The sequence below is a fragment of the Pseudomonas fulva NBRC 16637 = DSM 17717 genome (genome assembly GCF_000730565.1).
GTDB classification, from domain to species: Bacteria; Pseudomonadota; Gammaproteobacteria; order Pseudomonadales; family Pseudomonadaceae; genus Aquipseudomonas; species Aquipseudomonas fulva.
The window spans coordinates 117,624-139,307 of the sequence record NZ_BBIQ01000007.1; the positions used below are offsets into that span (position 1 = coordinate 117,624).

The 21,684-nt window shown below is 66.8% G+C and carries 2 protein-coding genes (1 of these 2 cut by a window edge); both read right to left on the bottom strand.

Annotation, left to right across the window (positions count from 1 at the left end):
* Window positions 1-11,319 carry a non-ribosomal peptide synthetase gene (locus PFU01S_RS09630; protein ID WP_042139412.1) on the bottom strand — a complete coding sequence of 3,773 codons (11,319 nt, stop codon included), beginning with the start codon at window positions 11,317-11,319 and terminating at the stop codon, window positions 1-3.
* Window positions 11,316-21,684, bottom strand: partial view of a non-ribosomal peptide synthase/polyketide synthase gene (locus PFU01S_RS22775; RefSeq protein WP_042139413.1) — the final stretch only. Its footprint extends 11,984 nt past the window's final position; the window shows 10,369 of its 22,353 coding nt (coding positions 11,985-22,353); its start codon lies beyond the right edge, outside the window — the gene reads right to left on this strand; its stop codon occupies window positions 11,316-11,318. Before PFU01S_RS22775 ends, PFU01S_RS09630 begins: the two co-directional genes overlap by 4 nt.

Genomic DNA, 21,684 nt, shown 5'->3' on the forward strand with positions numbered 1-21,684 from the left:
CTATTGAACGACCTGGGCCTGCGCAAGCGCCTGACCGTCATGCCACCACGCTGCCAGGCTGAACACATGGGGCACCTTGAGGATGCTGAAATGATCGCCGGGCGCCTTCCATACCTTCAGCCCAGGCAGCAACTGTTGCCAGCGCTGCTGCATGAGACGGTGCTCGGCAGCGTTGCCTTCGGCGTCCAGCCCCGGGTCGTCCACCAGCACCAGCCCTGCCGGGCCGGTGTACGGCAGCTCTGGATGGTAAGGCGTGCGCAGCGCAGCACCGAAAGTGCGCACCGTGCCGTCGAGCGCACGCGCACTGGGCCTGGCGGGCATCAGCCCTGCCCGCACCATGGCCGTGTGCAGTTGCTGCTGTTGCTGGTCGTCGCTGGCTTGTGCAAACGCTACCCGGTCCAGACCAAGGGGTTTGCCGGAGGACATTTCCAGCGCTTCGATCAGGCGCAGCAGCGTCTGGCTGAAGGTATGGGGCTGGCCGCAGGTGCTCCCTGGGCCTGGGCCCTCGCTGTCGATCAACGTCAAGGAGCGCACTTGACGCCCTTTGGCCTGCAAGCGCGCGGCCATGGCATGGGCCACCCAGCCTCCGAACGAATGCCCCACCAGGTTCAGCGGGCCCTCGGGATAGACCGCTTCGATAGCCTGCACATGCCAGGCCGCCGCAGCCTCGACGCAGGTGTGCGGCAGCGACAGGCCATCCAGGCCTCGGGCCTGCAAGCCTTGAACGGGCCACTGCGGGCCCAACGCCTCGGCCAGGCCGATGAAGCTGGTCACACTGTCGCCGGCACCGGCTACGCAGAACACGGGCGTGTGCCCGGCAGCGCCGGTCTGAATAGCCACGGGGGCGAAGGGCGGTGGTACAGCCGGGGCAGCAGCACACGCCAGCGCTTGCGTCAGCACCTGGCCAACGGTCGTCACATGGGGCGCTTGCATCAAGCTGCGGTGATCCCCCGGAACGGTGTGCGTCACCAGCACCTGGGTCGGCAACGCCGTGCGCCAGCCAAGGCCCTCAGGCGCCTCGTCAGCCTGCGCGGCGCAGAGCAGGTGCACCGGCACATCCACCGGCGCTGGGCGGTAATGAGCCAGGGCATGGCCATGGGCAAGCTCGCGGCCGAAATAATGCCGCAGGTCCGCGTCCGTCATGCTGGCCCACAGGCCGTAGAGCACCTCGTGCTCACGGCAGCTTGCCAGCAAGGTCGCAAAGTCGGCCTGGTCCTGCTCCAGGCGCGCGAGCAGCGCCCGCTTGGCGCGGCCTGCCTCGCCCTTGGTTTGCCAGTACGCCGTGCAGTTGAGCAGCAACTGCCGCTCCAAGGCATACGGGCCCTCCCAGCGTGCCTTGCCTTGGTCGGCCAAGCGCGGTGCGTAGGTGTCGATCAAACCGATGAATGCCACCTGCTCGTCAACGCCGCGCAGTTGATTGGCCATTTCCATGGCCAGCACACCGCCGAATGACCACCCGGCCAGACGGTAGGGCCCGTGGGGTTGCACGGTGCGCATCTGCGTGATCTGGTAGCGCGCCAGACATTCCAGCGTGCGTGGCTGTGGGGCATCGCTGGGTAATCCCGGCAGGCCGTAGATGGCAAAGTCGCCTCCCACTTGGTGGGCAAGCACAGGGAAGTAGAAGTCCAGCCCGGAAAATTCATGCACAAGGAACAGCGGTGCCTGGGCAGAACCCGGCCGGACCGTGATCACGGTCGCTACCGCTGGCGCTTGCCTATCCACCTGCTTGGCCAGCAACGCCACGCTCGGACGCTGGAAGACGTCAGTGAGCGCAACGGGTACCCCGGCCTTGCGCAGGCGGTCCACCAGGCGAATGGCCGCCAGCGAGTGACCGCCCAACTCGAAGAAGTTGTCATGGCGGCCCACCTCATCGACGTCGAGCAACTCGCACCAAAGGCTCGCGACAAGCTGCTCGACGTCCCCGCAAGGGGCTTCGAACGGGCGCTGCTGCACCTCGGGCGCTGGCAACGCCTTGCGGTCAAGCTTGCCGTTAGGGCCGAGCGGAAGCGCGGCCAGGTGGATGAAGTGCGACGGAACCATGAACGCTGGCAAGCGCGCCATCAAGACGGCCCGCAGCGCCTCGGGGATGAGACGCTGGCCCGTGTAGTACGCTACCAGGTGCTGGTCGCAGGCGAGCACGACCGCTTCCTTGACGGTGTCCACGGCCGTCATCGCCGCCTGAATTTCACCCAGCTCGATACGCAGGCCATGAAGCTTGACCTGATCGTCGTTACGCCCCAGGTATTCAAGGTTGCCGTCCGGCAGGTGCCGCGCCAAGTCACCCGTGCGGTACAGCCGCCCGCCTGGGCGCTGACCGAACGGGTCATCCAGGAAGCGCTCGGCGGTCAGTTCGGGCCGGTTCAGGTAACCGCGGGCGACCTGTACACCACCGATGTACAGCTCGCCGGCCACGCCCTGCGGTACCGGCTGGCTTTGATCGTCCAGCACGTACAGGGTGGTGTTGGCGATGGGCTTGCCGATTGGGGTGTTGTCGGGTGCGCTCACGCAGTGCCAGGCACTCACATCCACGGCGGCTTCGGTCGGGCCGTAGAGGTTGTGCAACTCAACATCCGGCAGTTGCTGGTGGAAGCGGCGCACGAGGCTGCCTGGCAGTGCTTCGCCGCTGCACACCACACGCTTGAGCGAAGGCGCGGACCAGCCTGATTCGATGGCCGAGAGGAACACGTCCAGCATCGATGGCACAAAGTGCAGCGTGCTGACGCCTTCGGCCTTAATAGCGTGTTGCAGGTACTGCGGGTCGCGGTGCCCGCCGGGCCTGGCCATGACCAGCTTCGCACCGGTCTGAAGCGGCCACAGCAGCTCCCAGACCGAAACGTCGAAGCTGAACGGGGTCTTCTGCAGTACAACGTCGTCAGCACCCAGCGCATAGGCGTCCTGCATCCACAGCAGACGATTGACCACGCCGGCATGCTCGTTCATCACGCCCTTGGGCAAGCCGGTCGAGCCTGAGGTATAGATGACGTACGCCAGGTGCTGCGGGGTGAGCCCCGGAGCTTCCAGGTTGGTGGCAGGCAGTTCCAGGCTCAACGGCGCGTCCAGATCGATCACGACGCCGTGCTCGGGCACATGCCGGGTCGCCGCGTGCACCAGCACCGCCACCGGGTCGCTGTCGGTGAGCATGTGGCGAATACGCTCTGCCGGGTAATCCGGATCGACCGGCACATACGCGCCGCCCGCCTTCAGGATTCCGAGCAGCCCCACCATCATCGACAAACTGCGTTCAACGCAGATCGCCACGCGATCATCGGGCGTCACGCCCAGCGCGATGAGGTGGTGAGCCAGGCGATTGGCCTGGGCGTTGAGCTGCTCGAAGGTCAGCTCGCCCTCCTCGGCGCTGACGGCGACGGCCTGCGGGGTGCGCTGCGCCTGGGCCTCGACCAGCGCGTGCAGGGTACAGATAAGGTCATGGTCGGTGCCGGTCGCATTGAAGGCGTGCAGCACCCGCTCGCGTTCTTCGCCAGCCAGCAGGTCGATGTCCGCGACGATGGCCTGGTCGCTGGTCGCAAAGGCTTGCAGGACGCGCTGCAGGTAACCGGCGAAGCGTTCGATTGTGGCGCGGTTGAACAGCGCGGTGGCATACACGATGCCACCGGCAAAGCAGCCGGCCCGCTCACCCATGCTCAAGCTCAAATCGAACTTGGCCACTTCGGCCTCGGCAGCCATGGCGCTGACATGCAAGTCTGCAAACGCAGGGGCCCGATGCCCGGCGTTGGCGTCCCAGTCCAGCGTTGCCTGATACAGCGGCGTATGCCCAAGGCTTCGCCGCGGGCGCAATAGCTCCACCACCTGTTCGAACGGAACATCCTGATGGGCCTGGGCCTCCAGCACCACGGCCTTGGCCTGCGCCAGCAACGCAGATACCGGCGGGCGGCCCGACAGGTCCAGGCGCAAGGCCAGGGCATTGACGAACATGCCCACCATCCCCTGGACCTGGCTCTGCCGTCGATTGGCGACCGGCGAGCCGATGACCACATCCTGCTGCCCGGACAGGCGAGCGAGCAGCGCTGCCCACGCTGCCGTGAACAGCATGAAAGGCGTGACGCCATGGCGCGTGCACACGGCTTTGAGGGCTTCACTGGACGGCAGGTCGAGCTGGACCTGGACGCTGTCGCCCGCGTATTGCTGGCGCTCCGGACGAGGCCGGTCCCATGGCAGGCTGAGCAGCGCGGGCGAGCCGTGGAGCTGCTTGCGCCAGTAGTCGGCTTGGGCATCCAGCGCCGAACCGTTGAGCCAGCGCTGCTGCCACTGGGCATAATCGAGGTACTGCACCCTGAGCGCGGGCAGCGGGTTGGGGGCGTGCGTAGCGAAAGCCTGGTAGAGCGCCGCGAGCTCGCCGATCAGAATGCCCAGGGACCAGCCATCCGCCACCAGGTGGTGAACGACCAGTAGCAGCGCGTGGCGGTCATCACCGAGGTCCAGCACGTGAGCGCGTATCGGCAGGTCCTGGTCCAGAGCAAAGGGCCGCGCGGCCTCGGCACGGGCCCATGCTTGCAGACCAGGCGAATCCAGCCCGCAGGCCCGGTGCCACTGCACGGTGAACGCCTCTGTATCGGTTGCCAGCGCCACATACGGTTCACCGTCATGCTCATGGAATCGGCTGCGCAGGCTTTCATGACGGGCCACCAGCGCACGCAGGCTGCGCTCCAGCGCCTGACGGTGCAGGCGCCCTTCCAGGTGCAGCGCCACCGGAATGTGATAGGCAGCACTGGCTTCAGACATCTGGGTCAGGAACCATAGGCGCTGCTGGGCCAGGGAAAGCGGCAGGCGCTCTTCACGCGGCATCGGTTCCAGGGCCGGCAAGGCCTGCACGCTGGCTTGCAAGGTGGCCGCCACTGCAGCCAGGCAGTCGTCGGCGAACAGGTCGGCCAACGCCAGTTCGCAGCCCATCTGTTCGCGTACCTGGGCCAGCATGCGCATGGCCAGCAAGGAGTGCCCGCCCTGCTCGAAGAAACGGTCCTGCCGGCCGATGGTGTTGAGCCCAAGCAGATCGGCCCAGATACGCGCCAGGTCAGCCTCATGCCCAGCCCGAGGCGCTTCGAACACCACCGTCGACAGATCCTGCAGCCCCGGGGCCGGCAACGCCATACGATCGATCTTGCCGTTGTTGTTCAGCGGCATCCGCACCAGAGGCACGAACGCCGACGGCACCATGTAATCGGGTAGTCGGGCGCGCAGGTAATCGCGAAGATCCGTGCCATCGAGGTCCTCGCTACGGCGTGTGTACCAGGCGACCAATCGGTGAGGCCCGTGGGCCTGCTCCATGGCCATGACAAGCACCTCGCCGATGCCGGGTGCCTGAGCCAGCACTTGCTCGATTTCGCCAGGCTCGATACGGAAACCGCGGATTTTCACCTGATCATCGTTACGCCCCAGGCATTCGAGCTGGCCGTCGGCATTCCAGCGCACCAGGTCGCCCGTGCGATAAAGACGCGCCCCCGCCTGCTGACCGAACGGGTCTTGGACAAAGCGCTGTTCGGTCAGGTCGGGCCGATTCAGATAACCCAGGGCCACACCGTCACCGCCGACATACAATTCACCGACCACGCCCTGTGGCACCGGGCGCTGCCACGCATCCAGCACATACACCTGGGTATTGCCGATGGGGCGGCCAATGGGGACCTGGTTTGCATCCGGCGCCAGGGCCTGAACTTCGCAGGTGACGGCAAAGGTGGTGGTCTCGGTAGGGCCATAGCCATTGATCAGGCGCAGGCCAGGTGCTTGGGCCAGGAGCGCGCGGAACGCAGCCGGCTCGGCCCGCTCCCCGCCGCTGATCAGCACCCGCAGCCCGGCCAGGGCCTGGGGCATCAGCTGTACGTACTGGTTGAACAGCGCGGTGGTCAGGAACAGCACCGTGATGGCCTGGTCCTGCAGCGCGCAGGCGAAACGCTCAGGGTCGACCAGCGTGGCGTGGTCGATCACATGCACCTGGCCGCCGTTGAGCAACGCGCCCCAGACCTCGAAGGTGCTGGCATCGAACGCCGGGTTGGAGGCGAGGCCCAGGCGGTCATTGGAGCCCAGTTCGACATAGCCGTTGTCCACCACCAGGCGCACGATGCCACGGTGCGGGACGCACACGCCCTTTGGCTGACCGGTCGTGCCGGAGGTGTACATCACGTAGGCAGTGCTGTCGGCGGCCGGTGCCAGGCCCAGGTCATCACCAGACCCGTGTGCAAGCTGCAAGGTATCCAGGTCGATGCGACGTGGGCCCAGGGGTGCATTGACCGTGGCCACTGTCAGCACGAGGCTGGCCTGGCAGTCCTGCACCATGAACGCCTGGCGCTCGGCAGGTGCATGCAGGTCAAGCGGCACATAGCTGGCCGCACACTTGAGCACGGCCAACTGGGCCACCAGCAAGGAGAAGGAGCGCGGCAACAGCAGCGCCACCTGCGCAGCGGGCTTGACGCCTTGGGCAATCAGGTAGCGTGCCAGGCGGTTGGCCTGCCGGTTGAGCTCGCCATAACCCAGGACGTGCTCGCCATGCACCGCGGCGATGGCGGCGGGATGCTCGGCCGCGCGTCGCTCGAACAGATGCGTCACGCTGCACGCGCGGGGACAGGCAGTGTGTGTCTGGTTAAGCGCATACAGCAGATGATCACGCTCGGACGCGTCCAACAGGTCTACTTGGGCCAACGGTTGCTGGTCATTGGCCGTCATCGCCCGGAGCAGCCGCTCGAAGTAACCCAGGTGGCGGCGCACCGTCGCCTCATCGAACAGCGCAGTGGCGTAGTCCAGGCTGCCAATCAGGCAGTCGCCCTGTTCCCCCAGGTTCAAGGTCAGGTCGAACTTGGCCACAGCGCTGGCTTGGTTGACGGCCTCCAGTTGCAAACCTGCCAGCGTCAGCGCGGCGCCCTCGGTCGCCTGCCAGTTCAAGCTGACCTGGAACACGGGCGTATGGCTCAGGCTGCGCGCAGGGCGCAGCACTTCCACCACGTGTTCGAACGGCACGTCCTGGTGGGCCTGGGCCTGCAGAACCCGGTCGCGTACCTGGCCTATCAAGGCGTGCGCGGTCGGTGCTGCGCTTGGGTCAATGCGCAGGGCCAGCGTATTGACGAACAGCCCGACCAAGGGTTCGAGTTCGGCACGCCCTCGTCCTGCGACCGGGCAGCCGACCACCACTTCAGGCTGGCCGGACAGGCGCGCCAGCAGTGCTGACCATGCGGCCAGCACCGTCATGTACACCGTCGCACCGTGCTGATGGGCCAAGGTGCGCAGTGCCGCCGAGAGACGCGGCGACAGGTGCACCGGCACGCTGGCACCGGCCAGGTCCTGCCGCGTCGGGCGTTGCCGGTCGGTGGGCAGGTTGATCAACGTCGGCGCGCCCTCCAGCGTCTGGTGCCAGTAATCGAGCTGCTGTTGCAGGCGTTCACCCGTCAGCCATCGACGCTGCCACACGGCGTAATCGGTGTACTGCAGGGCCAGTGCGGGCAGCGGGTCCTCCCGGCCCTCACGCAATGCGGCGTAGAGCAGGTTCAACTCGTGGGTCATCACGCCCAGGGACCAGCCATCGGCCACGATATGGTGCACGGTCATGGCCAGTACGTGATGCTGCTCGTCCAAGCGCAGCACATGCGCCTGCACCAGGGGCCCGCAGGCCAAGTCGAAGGGGGTTCGGGCAAGCGCCTGAAGCCGGGCGGGCAACGCGGCGGGCGTCACTGCTTCGCGTTGCAACCAGCCTGTCTGCGGCACTGGGCAAATGACCACTTCGGCGCTGTCAGCCACGGCCTTGAACTGACTGCGCAGCACCGGGTGGCGCTCCAGCAGGCGCAGCAGGGCTGCTTCCAGCGCATCGACATCCAACCCACCGCGCAGGCCAAGGGCCAGGGGGACGTTGTAGGCCTGGCTGCCACCCTCCAGCTGGGCCAGGAACCACAGGCGCTGCTGGGCGAAGGACATGGGCAAGGCCTGCCCTGGCGCTGCGGCCACGATAGGCGGCACCTCGCTGCGCCCAGCCTGCTCCAGGTGCCTGGCCACGCTGGTCAATTGTGCCGCGGCAAACAATGCTGCCAGGCTCAGTTCAGCCCCCAGGCGTACGCGCACTTGGGACACCATGCGCATGGCCAACAATGAATGCCCACCCAGGCGGAAGAAATCATCATGCCGCCCGACCCGCTCCACGTGCAGCAACTCGGCCCACAGTTGGGCCAGGGCCTGTTCGAGTTCACCCACCGGCGCTTCGAAACCCACCTCGAAGAGCGCTGTGCGCTCCGGTGCCGGCAGTGCGCGGCGGTCGAGCTTACCGTTGGCGGTCAGGGGCAGCGCTGGCAAGGCGACGAAGGCTACCGGCACCATGTACTCGGGCAGGTGGGCCTGCAATTGGGCGCGCAGGCCTTCAGGTTCGAGCGGGGCCACGTCGGGCCTGACCGTGTAATAAGCCACCAAGCGCGGGTGCCCCGGCTGATCTTCGCGAGCGATGACCACTGCTTCGTCGATACCTGCCAAGGCCGCCAGGCGGCTCTCGATCTCACCGGGTTCGATGCGCAAGCCGCGGATCTTGACCTGGTCATCGTTGCGGCCCAGGCACTCCAGCGAGCCGTCGGCAAGCCAGCGCACCAGATCGCCCGAGCGGTACATGCGGGCACTGGCCGAGGTCGCGAACGGGTCTTGCACAAAACGCTCGGCCGTCAGTTGCGGGCGGTTCAGGTAACCACGGGCAACCCCGGCACCCCCGATGTACAGCTCGCCAGGTACGCCCAGCGGCACCGGTTGCAGGCGCGCATCGAGCACGTACAACCGGGCGTTGTCCACCGGTTTGCCGATATGCAAGGCGCAGCCGGCGTGCACGGCGCCGGAGCTTGCCACGACCGTGGTTTCGGTGGGGCCATAGTTGTTCACCACGGTAAAGCGTTGAGTTCGGTTGAACTGGCGCAAGCGGTCACCGCCAATCAGCAGGGTGCGCAGCGTGGGGTGTTCCAGGTGGTGATTGAAGGCATATTCGGCCACAGGCGTGGGCAAAAAGCTCACATCCAGCGGCTGCGCCTGCCACCAGGCGAGCATGGCGTCCAGGTCATCACTGGCGCCGCTCGTCGGGGCCAGGTGCACGGTTGCGCCGGCGCACAGTGCCGGCCAGATCTCCCAGGCCATTGCATCGAAGCCGAACCCGGCAAGGCTTGAGGTATGCCGGCCCGGGGCCAGGCCGAAAGCGCGGCAATGCCAGTCGACCAGGTTGTTCACCGTCAGGTGCTCGACCATTACCCCTTTGGGCTCACCGGTCGAGCCCGAGGTGTAGATCACATAGGCCAGGTGCCGAGGGGTGAGGGTTTTGACGACAGGATCGTCGTCCCGGGCCGGCCAGTCGGGCTGGTCCAGCAGCAGCACCGGCCGTGCGCTATGACCGACCCGTGGCAGCAGCGCCCGTTGGGTCAGCAGCGCCACCGGGGCGCTGTCTTCGAGCAGGTAGCGCACCCGCTCGTCCGGGTGGGCAGCATCGACAGGCACATAGCCTGCGCCTGCCTTGAGCACTGCCAGCAAGCCCACCAGCGTTTCCAGGCCGCGCCGGGCAAGCACCGCCACGCGGTCATCCGGTTGCACCCCCAGGGCGATCAGGTGATGCGCCAGGGCATTGGCCTGGCGGTTGAGTTGGCCGTAGCTCAACTGCCGTTCGCCAAAGGTCGCCGCCACCTCATCAGGGCTATGCTGGGCGCGCTGCTCGATACGCTGGTGCAGCGTATGCTGCTCGTCATAATCGGCGTGGGAGGCATTGAAGGTGTCCAGCAGCCATTGACGCTCGGCGACAGGCAACATGGGCAGGTCGAGTACCGCCGCCTGCGGCGCGTGCAACAGGCTCTCCAGGGTCTGCCGTAGATAGGCGCAGACACGTTGCGCCGGTACCTGGGCGTCGGCAAGCAAGGTCAGGCGCAACCCCTCACCCAGGTCGTCGATACTCAAGGTCAGCGGGTAGTTGGTGGCTTCTACCGAGTCGATGATGTCGATGCCGGCCAACGCTGCCCGGCGCGGCTCAGCCGGGCCGACAGCGCTGTGCCGGTAATTGAGCAGGCTGTTGAACAGCGGCGCAGGTGCGGCCACGCCACTGCACCGTTGGGCCAGGGCCAGTGGCGCGTGTTCATGGCGCATCAAGGCGGTCAGGCGCTTGTGGGTCGCATGGATAGCGCCTTCAAGGTTCGCCGCCGCCAGGTCCACCCGCAATGGCAAGGTGTTGATGAAGATGCCCAGGGCCCGGTCGGTGCCTTGCGCGCCGAGCAGGCGCCCCATCAGCACCGTGCCGAACACGACCTGATCGCGCCCGGTCAGCCCGCCCAGCACGCGCCCCCAGGCCAGGTGGAACAGGCTGGCAACGCTTACCCCCAGGGTGCGTGCATGGCTGCGCAAACCCTGACACAGCGCCAGCGGCAAGTCGAGTTGATGCTCCTCATGCACCGAGTCGCCACCCTGTACCTGGGCAAGCCCGTAGGCCAGGGTCGGCTCGTCGATGTCGCCCAGCATGTCGCGGAAGAAGGCTTCGTGCTCGGCCTCGCTGACCCCAAGCACGGCTTGAGCCACGTAGTCACGAAACGGTACCGCGGCCCCGAGCTGCGCGCCGTTGCCGGTCAGAAAGGCGATCAGCTCCTGCCGGACCACGTCCAGTGCACTGTGGTCCAGGGCGATGTGATGGAACTGCAAGGTGGCGTGTAACGTGCCATCTGCCTGAGCGGGCTCGCGCAGCAGGCGAATCAGGGGTGCCTGGGTCAAGTCGATCCAGTCCCGGTCGGTCGCCGGGTCCGCCAGCGTCAGCACCGCGAGCTCAGCGTGCCGCCAGACCACCTGCAGAGGTTGGGCCAAGCCTTCCCAGTGTACCGACGTGCGCAGGATGTCATGGCGGGCGATGACGCCGCGCAGCGCCTGCGCGAAGGCGTCGAAACGTGCCTGGCTGGCAAAGGCGAAGCGCGCTTGCATCACATACGGGTCGTGGCCTTCGGCGCGGGCATGGTGGAACAGCATGCCCTGCTGCAGGGGCGCCAACGGGTAGATGTCCTGCACGTTGGGCGCCCCGCCCGGGATGGCAGCGACCACCTGGTCCACGGCGGCCTGGTCCAGGGTCACCAGGTTGAGCATCGCTGCACTGATGTGCGTGCTCCCAGGTGCGATGAGGTTGGGTGGCACCGCCACCGGGCCGTGCTTGCGAGCCACGTATTCGCCGCGTTCGATCAGGCTCACCAGCGCCGGTTTGTGGGCCCGCAACTGGGCCACCAGGGCGCCGTCGGTCAGTGCCTGCCGGTTGCCCTGCACCACCAGTTGGCCATCCTTGAGCGCCAGCTGCACGTCGTGGTCGGCCAGTGTGGCCAGTAATTGGTTGATGCTCACAGGACGATCTCCATTCTGTCTGTGATGGCTGCGTAGCCTGCCAGTGTCGGTTGGTCGAACAGGGCCCGCACGTCGGCTTCAAGGCCCGCTTCGCGCAACCTTGAAGTCAGGGTGACGGCCAGCAGCGAGTGCCCGCCCAGCTCGAAGAAGTTGTCGTGCCGCCCTACCCGCTCCACCTCAAGCAGCTCGCACCACAGTGCAGCCATCAGGGTCTCGGTCGGCCCTTCGGCGGCTTCGAACGGGCGCTCCGGCAGTGCGTCGGGTTCGGGCAATGCTTTGCGGTCGAGCTTGCCGTTGGGGCTCAGCGGCAAGGCCTGAAGGTGCATGAACAGCGCCGGTACCATGAAGTCCGGCAATACGTGCAGCAAGGCCGTGCGAAGCGCGTCCACCGGTTGTTGAGCGCCGGTGTAGTAGGCAATCAAGCGCTGGTCGCGGGCGATGACCACGGCCTCCTTGATGCCCGCGACAGCCGTCATGGCCGCTTGGATTTCACCCAGTTCGATACGCAGCCCGCGCAACTTCACCTGGTCGTCGTTACGGCCCAGGTATTCGAGGTTACCGTCCGGCAGGTGCCGCGCCAGGTCCCCGGTGCGGTACAGCCGCCCGCCTGGGCGCTGACCGAACGGGTCATCCAGGAAGCGCTCGGCGGTCAGTTCGGGCCGGTTCAGGTAACCGCGGGCGACCTGCACGCCACCGATGTACAGCTCGCCGGCCACGCCCTGCGGTACCGGCTGGCCTTGCTCGTCCAGCACGTACAGGGTGGTGTTGGCGATGGGCTTGCCGATTGGGGTGTTGTCGGGTGCGCTCACGCAGTGCCAGGCACTCACATCCACGGCGGCTTCGGTCGGGCCGTAGAGGTTGTGCAACTCAACATCCGGCAGTTGCTGGTGGAAGCGGCGCACGAGGCTGCCTGGCAGTGCTTCGCCGCTGCACACCACACGCTTGAGCGAAGGCGCGGACCAGCCTGATTCGATGGCCGAGAGGAACACGTCCAGCATCGATGGCACAAAGTGCAGCGTGCTGACGCCTTCAGCCTCAATAGCGTGCTGCAGGTACTGCGGGTCGCGGTGCCCGCCGGGCCTGGCCATGACCAGTTTCGCACCGGTCTGCAATGGCCACAGCAGCTCCCAGACCGAGACGTCGAAGCTGAACGGGGTCTTCTGCAGCACAACGTCGTCGGCACCGAGCGCGTAGGCGTCCTGCATCCACAGCAGGCGGTTGATCACCCCAGCGTGCTCGTTCATCACGCCCTTGGGCAAGCCGGTCGAGCCTGAGGTGTAGATCACATAGGCCAGATGCCGAGGTGTCAGTCCGGTCACCGACGGAGCGACAGCCGGGCAATGTTGCCAGACGGGGACATCAAGATCGATCAGGACCGGGTGTTCCGGTACATGCCGGGTCGCGCCATGCACCAGCACGGCCACGGGTTCGCTGTCGGTGAGCATGTGGCGCACACGCGCTGCCGGGTAGTCCGGATCGACCGGCACATACGCGCCGCCCGCCTTCAGGATCCCGAGCAGCCCCACCACCATCGACAAACCGCGCTCGACGCAAATCGCCACCCGGTCATCAGGCTTCACACCCAGCCCGATCAGGTGATGCGCCAGGCGGTTGGACTGGGCGTCGAGCTGTTCGAAGGTGAGCGCGCCTTCCTCGGCGCTGACCGCCACCGCCGTCGGTGTACGTCGCACCTGGGCTTCGATCAGCCCGTGCAGCGTGTGGTGCAGGTCGTAGTCCCTGGCCGTGGCGTTGAACGCTGCCAGTACCCGCTCGCGCTCTGCGGCCTGCAGCACTGGCAAGTGCTGCACGCAGCGTTCAGGGGCTTGCTCAAGCGCCGTCACCAGCGCCTGCAGCACGTGCTGCATCTGCCCGCAGATGCGCGCTGCACCCACCGCCGGCGTGGTCGTGGCCACCAGGCGGAAGGCCTGGCCCACATCGTCCACGTTCAACCCCAGGGGGTAGTTGCTGCGTTCCTGGCTTTGGCCGATGGTGATGCCTGCGCTCGCCGCTTTCTGGTCGGCGCTGGCCTGGGTGCTGTGCCGGTAGTTGAGCATGGCGCTGAACAGCGGCTGCGGCCCGGCCACGCCACTGCAGCGTTGGGCCAGGGCCAACGAGGCATGCTCGTGGGCCAGCAGTTCGCTGAGCTGGCGATGGGCCGCCCGCGCAGCGGCCTCGACGGGCATGCCCGCCAGGTCGATGCGCAGCGGCAAGGTGTTGATGAACATGCCCAAGGCCCGCTCGGCACCCTCGCCGCCCTGCAGACGGCCCAGCAGCACGGTGCCGAACACCACCGTGCCCTGCCCTGTGGCTGCACTCAACAGACGCGCCCAGCCCAGGTGGAACAGGCTGGCGGCGCTGATGCCCAGGCGGCGTGCCTGGCTGCGCAAACGAGCGGCCAGGGTCTCGTCAAGCCACAGCGTGGCGTCCTCCAGCGCCTGGCCATTGCCCTGCACATCACTCAGGCCGAAGGGCAAGGTAGGTTCTTCGACCGCGCCCAGCTGCGCCCGGAAGAATGCTTCGTGCTCGTCTTGGCTCATGCTCAGGCGCGCCTGGGCCACATAATTGCGGTAAGGCATCGGCGCCTGGTCGGGCGCGTCATCGCCCTGCAAGTAGGCGATCAGCTCCTGTGCCACCACCTCCATGGCCGTGTGGTCCATCACGATGTGATGGAACTGCAAGGTGGCCTGCACTTGCTGGTCATGGCCTGTCGAGCCGACGACCAGGCGCATCAACGGTGCCTGGCCAAGGTCGAATGCCGGTGGAGGCCCGCCTGCGGCGTCTTGTGCCGGTAGCACGGCCAGCGAAGCGTGGCGCAGCACCACCTGCACAGGTTGGGGCAGGCCTTGCCAGAAAATGGCTGTGCGCAGCACATCGTGCCGGGCAATGACCTTGTTCAAGGCCGCCACGAAGTTGTCCAGGTGCCCACGGGTCTCGAAAACGAAGCGTGACTGCAGCACATAGGGGTCGTGGCCGTCGGCACTGACATGGTGGTAGAGGATGCCTTCCTGCAACGGCGCCAGCGGGTAGATATCCTGGACGTTGCCGGTGCCGCCTGGCACCTGGGCAACGATGCGCGCGATGGCGCCGTCATCGAGCGCGATCAACGGCAGCATCGCCGGGGTGATCTGTTCGCAGCCAGGGGCGATCAGGTTGGCCGGCACCGTGACCCCGCGCGCCTGGCCCAGGGTACTGGCCAGCGCCGCGATGGTCGGCTTGCCGAACAAGGTACGGACATCGACCTGCAGGCCTTCGCGGCGCAGCCGCGCGGTGAGGTTGACCGCCAGCAACGAGTGCCCGCCCAGTTCGAAGAAGTTGTCGTGACGCCCCACCTGCTCGACCCCGAGCAAGTCAGCCCAGGCCTGGGCCAGCGCGGTTTCTACAGGACCTTGTGGTGGCTCATGGCCTTCGCCGGCCCGGTGCAGCACGGCAGGCTCGGGCAGCGCCCTGCGGTCGAGCTTGCCGTGGCTGGTCAAGGGCAGCACATCCAGGCGTGTAAAGGCCTGGGGCACCAGGTGCATGGGCAGGCTGGCCAACATGGCCTGGCGCAGCGCCTCCACGTTGACCGGCGCGGTTTCGGTGAACCAGGCCAGCAGCCTGTCATCACGTACCAGCACCACGGCATCGCCAACCCCTGGCTGGGCAGCCAGCGTGCATTCGATTTCGCCCAGTTCCACACGCACGCCGCGCACCTTGACCTGGTCGTCGTTGCGGCCCAGGTACTCCAGGGTGCCGTCCGCTCGCCAGCGCACCAGGTCACCACTGCGGTACATGCGAGCATTGCCTTGAGGGCTGTATGGGTCGGGCAGGAAGCGCTCGTGGGTCAAGGTCTCGCGCTCGAAGTAGCCGCGTGCCACCCCTGCGCCCCCAATGTACAACTCGCCCACCGCACCCAGCGGCACCAGTTGGCGATGGGCATCGAGCACGTAGACCCGGGTATTGGCGATCGGCGTGCCGATGTGCAGCGGCGCGCCAGCGGTCAGGGCCCCGGCGGTGGCAACCACCGTGGCTTCGGTCGGCCCGTAGTTATTGACCACCTTGAAGCCCGGATCACGCTCGAACTGACGCAGACGGTCACCGCCGATCAGCAAGGTCTGCAAAGTCGGGTGCTGATGCTCGCGGCGCAGCGCCTGCTCGGCCACCGGGGTAGGCAGGAAGCTCACCGCCAGCGGTTGTTGCAGCCACCAGTCGATCAGCTCATCCACGTGTTCGGCGCCGATGTGCGCAGGCGGCACGTGCAAAGCGGCCCCGGCGCACAGGGCCGGCCAGACCTCCCAGGCCATGGCGTCGAAGCCAAAGCCTGCAACGGTGCTGGTGTGGGTGCCGGCGCCTACGCCAAAGGCGTCGCAGTGCCAATGCACCAGGTTGGCCAGGGTGGCATGTTCGACCATCACCCCCTTCGGTCGCCCGGTGGAGCCGGAGGTGTAGACCACATAGGCCAGCTGGTGCGCATCGAGCCCGTTCACGCAGGGGTTGAGGTGCGCTTCGCCCTGCCAGTCGTCCTGGTCCACGACCGTGCAATGCACAGCGCCCATCCGGCCCTGGGTGACATGGTCCACCAGCACCGTTTTCGGGGTGCTGTCATCGAGCAGGTAGGCGATACGCTCATCGGGATAGGCTGGGTCGATCGGCACGTAGGCCGCCCCGCACTTGAGCACGGCCAGCAGGCCAATGAGCCGCTGCGGGTTGCGCGCCAAGCACAAGGCGACGCGATCACCCAGGCCTACGCCCTGCTCAATCAGGTAATGCGCCAGGCGGTTGGCGCTGCGGTTGAGTTCGCCATAGCTCAGCACGGATCCGTCCTGCACCAGTGCAGCGGTTTGCGGCGCGCGAGCCGCCTGGGCTTCGACCAGCCCATGCACGGTTTGCCCTTGAGGGAAGGCTTTGTAAGTGGCGTTGAAGCCGTGCAACAGCTGCGCCTGCGCTTGAGCGTCGAGCACCGGCAGCATGGCCACTGGCAAGCCCGCCCCGGTGTCTGCGCCTGGCTGACGCACCTGCTCAAGCGTGACCACCAGAGCGGACAGTACCTGATTCATGGCACTGGCAACTTGCCCAGCGTCGATCCCCGCCTGGGCCAGCACACTCAGGCTAAAGCCCTCGCCCAGGTCATCGACGCTCAAGGTCAGCGGATAGTTGCTGCGCTCTTCGCCCCCGAGCAGACGCACGCCCTGCATGGCCGCGCTATGGCTGCCGTCGGCGGCGCTGCTGTGGCGGTAGTTGAACAAGGCACTGAACAGCGGCAGCGAGCCGGCCACCCCACTGCAGCGCTGGGCCAGCGCCAGGGACGCGTGCTCGTGCATCAGCAGCGCGCTCAGGTGCTGGTGAGCAGTGCGCACGGCCTCGACCAGCGACACGGACAGGTCGATGCGCAGCGGCAAGGTATTGATGAACACACCCAGCGCCCGGTCGGCCCCTTCGCCGCCATGCAGGCGGCCCATCAACACGGTGCCAAAGACCACGTCACTGCGGTTGGCCAGTGCGCCCAGCACCCGCGCCCAGGCCAAGTGCGCCAGGCTGGCGACGCTCACGCCCAGGTGACGGGCCTGCTCACGCAACCCCCGGGCCACGCGGGCATCGACGCCCAGGCGCGCCTCCTCGATGGCGTGCCCTTCGCCTTGCACGTCGGCAAGGCCCAGCGGCAAGGTGGGTTCGTCCACATCGCCCAGCATCTGGCGGAAGAACGCCTCGTGCCCCGCCTCGTCGGCCCCGAGCAGGGCTTGGGCCACGTAGTTTCGATACGGTGCCGGCGCCGTCAGCGTGTCACCCTGCCCGGTCATCAGTGCCTGCATCTCGCTGGCGATGACCTCCATGGCGGTGTGGTCCAGGGCCAGGTGGTGGAACTGCAAAATGGCCACCACGCGCAGGTTGCGCGGATCGGGCGCGTACACCAGGCGCATCATCGGCGCCTGCGCCAGGTCCAGGCGCTGCTGGCGGGCATCGAAACGCGCCTGCAAGGCTTGCAGCACGTCAGTCTCGTCCAGCCCGTCGACGGCGCTGACCGTCATCTGCGCTTTGCGCCATACCACCTGCACCGGTTGCGCCAGGCCTTCACTGAGCACGGCTGTACGCAGAATGTCGTGGCGGTCGATCACCTGTTGCAGCGCCGCTGCCCAGCGTTGCAGATGCGCCAGGCTGTCGAAGGCCAGGCGCGATTGCAGCAGGTACGGGTCACCCTGCTCGGCACTCAGGTGATGGAACAGAATGCCTTGCTGCAGCGGGGCCAGGGGGTAGATTTCCTGCACGTTGGCGGCCCCGGCAGGCACGCTGGCCACGATGTGGTCGATGCTGTCCTGATCGAGCGTGATCAGGCTGAGCATCTGCGGCGTGATGCGCTCGGCGTGCGCTGGCACGCGGTTATCAGGCACCTGCAGGTCGCGGTCCTGGCCCACGGCGGCGGCCAGGGCTGCCAGGGTAGGCTGGGCGAACAGCACACGCACGTCGGCGCCCAGGCCGGCTTTGCGCATGCGTTCAACCAAGGTCACGGCCATCAGCGAGTGCCCGCCCAGTTCGAAGAAGTGATCATGCCGACCCACGCGCTCGACCTTGAGCACCTCGGCCCAGAGACTTGCCAAGGCCACCTCAATCTCCCCCTGCGGGGCCTCGAAGCCACGGGTCACGACCGCGTCGAGGCCAGGCGCTGGCAAGCCACGCCGATCAAGCTTGCCATTGGCGGTGAGCGGCAATGCCTCAAGCTGGACGTAAGCGGCCGGCAGCATGTAGTCGGGCAACTGCGTCTGCAAACTGGCGTGCAGGTCGGCGATCAGCGGCGCGGTAGCGTGGACCGTAAAGTAGGCCACCAACCGTTTGTCGCCCGGCTGGTCCTCGCGCAGCAGCACAACAGCTTCCCGCACGCCTTCGCACGTGGCCAGGCGCGCCTCGATTTCACCCAACTCGATGCGGAAACCACGCAGCTTGACCTGCTGGTCAGCACGCCCCAGGTAGCGCAGGGTGCCGTCTGCTTGCCAGGCCACCAGATCGCCGCTGCGGTACAGCCGATCCTGCGGCCGACCGCTGAACGGATCGGCGATGAAGCGCTCGGCCGTCAGCGCGGGCTGGCCCAGGTAACCCAAGGCTACACCGTCCCCGCCGATGTACAGCTCGCCGACGGCCCCCACGGGCAAAAGCTGCTGGTGAGTGTCCAGCACGTAGCAACGGGTGTTGCCGATCGGCCGGCCTATGGGCAGGCTGCCCGCCTCCACACGGGTCACCTCAAAGGTGGTGGTAAAGGTGGTGGCTTCGGTCGGCCCGTAGCCGTTGAGCATGTGTGCCGGTGCACCGTCTCGCAGCACCCGGGCCACGACGTGCGGGTCCAGCACGTCACCCCCGACCATCAGGTAGCGCAGGCGTGCGAAGGCCGGCAGCAAGGCTTCGGCGAACTGATGGAACAGGCCGGCGGTGAGCCACAACACACTCACCTGCTGGGTCAGCAATGCATCGCGCAACCTGTCGTGCGCCAGCACCTGGTCCTGATCGATGACCACCACCGCACCGCCATTGAGCAGCGGCGCCCACACTTCCAGGGTGCTGGCGTCGAACGCCGGGTTCGAGGCGAAGGCGACACGGTCCTGGGCGGTGAACGTCGCAAAACCGTTGTTGATGACCAAACGGGCAATGGCCCGATGGGGCACCTGCACACCCTTTGCCGCCCCGGTGGAGCCGGAGGTATACATCACGTAGGCCGCGCTCTGGGCTGAAACCTCGAGGCGCGGCGCCTGCGCCGGCTGACCGGCGAGATCACAGCGGTCCAGGTCGATACGTACGGCACACGGCAGCGCGGGCTCGTGGCTCAACGTCAGCAGCACGGTGGCCCCACTGTCTTGCATCATGTAGGCCTGGCGCTCCACGGGCGCATAGCTGTCCAGCGGCACGTAGACGGCGCCGCAGGCGCTGACGGCCAGCTGCGCCGCCAACAGGTCAAAGCTGCGTGGCAACAGCAGTGCCACGCTGTCCCCCGGCGTCACGCCCAGGTCCAGCAGGTGGTGGGCTAGACGGTTGGCATGCCCCTCCAGCTGGGCATACGTCCATTGCTGCTCGCCATGCATCACGGCGCAGGCACCAGGCGCACGCTGGGCCTGTGCGCTGAACAAGGCGTACAGCGGTTGATCGCGTGGATAGTCGCGCACGGTCGCGTTGAAGCTGTCGAGCACCCGTTCGCGTTCACCCGCCGGTAACTGCGAAACCTGCCACAACGGCGTACCGGGCGCCTGCTTAAGGGCCTGCGCCAGTTGGCTCAGCGCATGGCCCAGCAGCCTGCAGACCTGCTGGCCATCGACCTGGGCCACGGCCTGCACGGTAAGTGCCATGGCATCGCCCACATCGTCTACGTTGACCACCAACGGGTAGTTGCTGCGCTCCACCGCCGCCACCTGCTCGATGCCGTTCCAGGCCTGGCTCAAGCCCTGCTGGGCCGGTGCGCTGTGGCGGAAGTTAAGCAGGCTGGTGAACAGTGCTTGTGAAGCCGGCACGGCGCTGCAACGCTGGGCCAAGGCCAAGGATGCCTGTTCGTGGGCCAGCAGGCTGGCCAGCCGCTGGTGGGTCAGGCGCACGCCATCGGCGACATTCGCCGCGTCTGCGCTGACGCGCAGCGGCAAGGTATTGATGAACATGCCCAAGGCGCGTTCGGCGCCTGCGCCGCCCTGCAGGCGGCCCAGCAGGACAGTGCCGAACACCACCTCCTCGCGGCCGCTGAGCTGCGCCAGTACCTGCGCCCACCCTTGGTGCACCAGGCTGGCCACGCTCACGCCCAGTCGACGCGCTTGTTCGCGCAGCTGCAAGACCACCTCGCCTTCGATCCACTGGCGGGTCTCGAACACCTCGCCGGTACCGGTATCGGCGTCATGCAAGCCGAACACGACAGTCGGCTCGTCGATATCGCCCAACAACTCACGGAACAGCGTCTCGTCAGCCTGAGGATCGGCGCCAAGGCGTGCCTGGGCCACATAGTTGCGGTACGGCGTGCTGGCGTGCAGCACCGGCTGGCCTTGCAGCACAGTGGTGATTTCCGCCACCAGCTGCTCGACCGCCGCATGGTCGAGGATGATGTGGTGGATGAGCAGCGTTGCCTGCACCGCTTGCCCAGAGGGCGCTTGCACCAGGCGCACCAGCGGCGCCTGGGTGAGCGTGAGCCCCTCGCCAGGCGTGGCAAGTTGGCTGGCGAGCGCAGGCGTGTTTCGCCATACCACCTGCACAGGTTCTTCGAGCGCGTGCCAATGGATGCTGGTGCGCAGGATGTCATGGCGAGCAATGACCACGTCCAAGGCAGCGGCGAACGCGTCCAGCTGCGCCTGGTCGGGGAAGCTGAAGCGCGCCTGCAGCACGTAGGGGTCGCGGTCTTCGCAGGCCAAGTGGTGATAGAGGATGCCCTGCTGCAAGGGCGCCAGGCCGTAGATGTCCTGAATGTTCTCCACGCCGCCGGGAATCTGCGTCACCAACGTGTCGATGGCCGCTTGCGAAAGATCCGCCAGTGGCAACAGGTCAGGCGTGATACGGGTGCAGTCAGGCGTGATCACGTTGGCCGGCACGACGACGCTGCGCTGACGACCCAGCGCGGCAGCCAGCGCTTGCAGCGTCGGCTGGCCGAACAACACCCGGATGTCTGCTTGCAGCCCCCGCTCACGCAGGCGCGCCGTCAGGGTGACCGCCAGCAGCGAATGGCCGCCCAGCTCGAAGAAGTTGTCCTGTCGGCCCACACGATCCACACCCAGCAGTTCGGCCCAGAGCGCCGCCAGCAAGGTTTCGGTCTCGCCCAGTGGGGCTTCGAAGACGCGCTCCTGGGTCACGTCAGGGGCAGGCAACGCCTTGCGGTCGAGCTTGCCGTTGGGGCTCAGCGGCAAAGCCTGAAGGTGCATGAACAGCGCCGGTACCATGAAGTCCGGCAATTGGTGCAGCAAGGCCGTGCGAAGCGCGTCCACCTTTTGTTCGGCTCCGGTGTAGTAGGCAATCAGGCGCTGGTCGCGGGCGATGACCACGGCCTCCTTGATGCCCGCGACAGCCGTCATGGCCGCTTGGATTTCACCCAGTTCGATACGCAGCCCACGCAACTTCACCTGATCGTCGTTACGGCCCAGGTATTCGAGGTTGCCGTCCGGCAGGTGCCGCGCCAGGTCGCCTGTGCGGTACAGCCGCCCGCCTGGGCGCTGACCGAACGGGTCATCCAGGAAGCGCTCGGCGGTCAGTTCGGGCCGGTTCAGGTAACCGCGGGCGACCTGCACGCCACCGATGTACAGCTCGCCGGCCACGCCCTGCGGTACCGGCTGGCCTTGATCGTCCAGCACGTACAGGGTGGTGTTGGCGATGGGCTTGCCGATTGGGGTGTTGTCGGGTGCGCTCACGCAGTGCCAGGCACTCACATCCACGGCGGCTTCGGTC